Here is a 3,002-nt window from a genome sequence, read left to right as displayed (position 1 = left end):
GTCATAGTCTTAATTTTCCCCCGGCAGGTATGTGGTGTTGTATGAGGGGGGAAGGATAGAATATGGTTGGGGCGCTAGGAGAGTAGAAGGAGAATATAATAAAGTTAACGAACAATCACAAAAAAAAAATGGTATTCTTATTACCATAGTCTCCACAGAGCTAGAAAAATAGTGGTGGCAGAAAAACAAGAAAAACTGTTGAATAAGGGTGGAATTTTTAATCCTCTGTTTCCAGAAAAAATAAGGCTTATCGCCCCAGAATAACTGATGCTACTTATTCTATCAAAGGAGTGTCACTAGAGGTAATGGTGGCTTTGGGGAACAAACTGAATGAGAATATGTGGTATAATACACCCCACATTGCTGATGATGAGTACATGGGGGAATTTGCCAAACTGGTTGAAAAGGGGTATGTGTAGAAGACTCCAATGAACTGTAAAATAAGTTGTGTCTGAATATGCTAGACAACAGGCGGAGAAAAGATAGGGTGGTGGAAATGCCCATCTACAGTGGGGCATGCGGATAGCCTGTGCGATATTTGGAAAACTGTCTTTCACAGGGAAAAAACAGGGTAATATTTGTGGTTTCAACTCTTAAGGCAAAAAAGGGTGGAAAAAATATATTACATTACCCATTATGGGCAAAGGAGAGAAATAAGCCTTGTTACCAATATCAGATGCGGGTTATTTTGGTGGGAGTTTTGGAATGCCCAATGGGTCTATGGTACAATCAATCCTGGTTAAAAGAGTCAGATGGTGGTTTTAAAAAAGCCCTTGCCCATCTAGTCAACAACAAAATGAGATTATAACCACTTTCTCTTATCACAGTAAAGTTGCCAAGGGTAAAGCATTGGAATTGCTAGCCTACGAAGATGTAAACATATTGTAGAGTTAAAGGGGGTAAAAGAGAATGAGAGGCTGACTGACACCTCTAGCCGTTGAATGATTGGGAGGAGGCAGGAGGAGGTTTGTTTATGCATTTCAACGACATCAGGGAATCTAAAATAAGCATGGTAGTGCAACAGCCTAACTCCCCTAAGCATAATGCCTTAACGGATTTTATCAGGAATCCCTAAAACCATGATAGAAAAGCCTTTTTTTCTGGTGGGTTCTGAACGCTCTGGTACTACATTGGTGCGTCTTATGTTAAACCACCACCCCAAGATAGCCTGGCTAGACGAGTTTGAATATGCGGTGGATTTGGTGGGGGAGGAGGGAGTATTTCCTCCTCTAGAAGAATACTATGAGTGGTTGGAGACTGATCGGATTTTCCAGTCTACTGGTTTTGTTGTAGACAGACAGTTAGACTACCCCCATCTAGTAAACAGCTTCTTATGGCAGAAGAAGGAAAGAGAGGGAAAGCCCATTGTAGGGGCAACTGTCCATAGAAACTTTGATAGAATACTGTATATCTGGCCTTCTGCTGCCTTTATCCATATTATCAGGGATCCAAGGGATGTAGCCCGTTCTTGTGTAGACATGGGATGGGCAGGCAGTGTATGGTGTGGAGTAGATAGATGGTTAGAGGCGGAGTATACTTGGAATCGTCTTAGGGAAAAAATTCCCCCAGACAGGTGTGTGGAAATACACTATGAGGATTTGATTGAGAATCCCGTGGCAGTGTTATCCGGGATTTGCAGTTTTATAGGGGTAGAATACGATGGGGCAATGTTATCCTATCCCAAAGATAGTACTTATAGTCTACCTGATGCCTCTCTAGTAGGACAATGGCGAAAGAAACTGTCTAATTTTGAAATCCAGCTGGTGGAGTCTAAGGTTGGAGACTTGCTAGTGGATAGAGGTTACCAGAAAAGCGGATTGCCGCCAATAACAGTAAATTCCACCACTAGAAAATGGCTACAGGTATATGACTGGTGGTATAGACTGCAATTTAGAATCAAGCGTTTTGGCTTACCCTTAGTATTAGCGGATTTTCTTTCTCGCAAATTAGGTTTAAAACAATGGCAAAAGAGGGTTAAATTAGCTATTAACGAAGTCCAGAAAAGACACTTAAAATGACAAGGGGAAAAGGGGAAAAACAGCAATCATATCATTTGGGAGTAGTAATTATAAACTATCGCACACCCCAGCTAACTGTGGATTGTTTACAGTCTTTAGCGGGGGAGATACCCCAATTGCCTCCCACCATGGTAGCAGTAGTGGACAACAATTCCGGCGATGACTCTATGGCGATTATACAAAAGGCAATCCAGGAGAATAACTGGCAGCCTTGGATTGTATTAATCCCCTCTTCAGTCAATGGAGGGTTTTCCTATGGCAACAACTTGGGCATCAAAGCCATCCATGCGGAAAACTACTTGCTCCTAAACAGTGATACCATTGTACGTCCAGGGGCAATTAAAATACTACTGTCAGCATTGACTGAATATCCCCAGGCAGGTATAATTGGCCCCCGGTTAGAAGAGTTAGATGGCACACCCCAAATCAGTTGTTTTCGTTATCGCAATCCCCTTGGGGAGTTAATTAATGCCGCCCAAACAGGTATAATCACCAAGACTCTTTCCCGATACAATGTCCCCCTTCCTGTAACCGACAATCCTACATTTGTCCAGTGGGTGAGTTTCGCATGTGTTCTCGTCAGGCGACAAGTAATTGAACAAATAGGGTTGATGGATGAGGGATATTTCATGTATTTTGAGGATGTAGACTATTGCCGTCGGGCGAAGGAAGCCGGGTGGGGGGTGTTATACTATCCTCATGCTAGGGTGGCACACCTGCGAGGTCGTAGTAGTTCTGTAAAGGAGGATATAGCAGCCAAAAGGCGTCTACCCCCCTACTATTATGCCTCTCGTTCTCGTTATTTTGCCAAATTCTACGGCGTTTTTGGCCTTTGGTGGGCAAACTTATTGTGGTTAGCCGGCAGGAGTGTTTCTCTGTTACGGGAGTTGGTGGAGAGGAAGCCTACTGGTGTTTGTGAAAAAGAGGCATTGGATATTTGGACTAACTGGCTTAATCCCCTGGGTGGGAGGGTGGGGTATAGGG

2 protein-coding genes are annotated in these 3,002 nt (G+C 43.3%); both read left to right on the top strand.

Features of this window, described 5'->3' with window-relative positions; genetic code table 11:
• Positions 1 to 1,079 precede the first annotated feature (1,079 nt).
• Positions 1,080 to 2,018, top strand: a complete 939-nt coding sequence (locus tag IGQ44_12500) for a sulfotransferase (GenBank protein ID HIK38797.1) — start codon at positions 1,080 to 1,082, stop codon at positions 2,016 to 2,018.
• A partial coding sequence (locus IGQ44_12495; protein HIK38796.1) for a glycosyltransferase family 2 protein occupies positions 2,015 to 3,002 on the top strand: 988 nt, incomplete at its 3' end. The genes IGQ44_12500 and IGQ44_12495, both read left to right, overlap by 4 nt.

It is taken from the genome of Geminocystis sp. M7585_C2015_104, assembly GCA_015295805.1.
In the GTDB taxonomy this organism is placed as follows: Bacteria; Cyanobacteriota; Cyanobacteriia; order Cyanobacteriales; family Cyanobacteriaceae; genus DVEF01.
Note: the sequence above shows the minus strand (reverse complement) of the source record. Positions and strands in the feature narration are given on the sequence as shown.

Bases quoted from the DNA above. Each gene is read 5' to 3' on its own strand.
- IGQ44_12500 (HIK38797.1), top strand. From the start codon at position 1,080: ATGATAGAAAAGCCTTTTTTTCTGGTGGGTTCTGAACGCTCTGGTACT.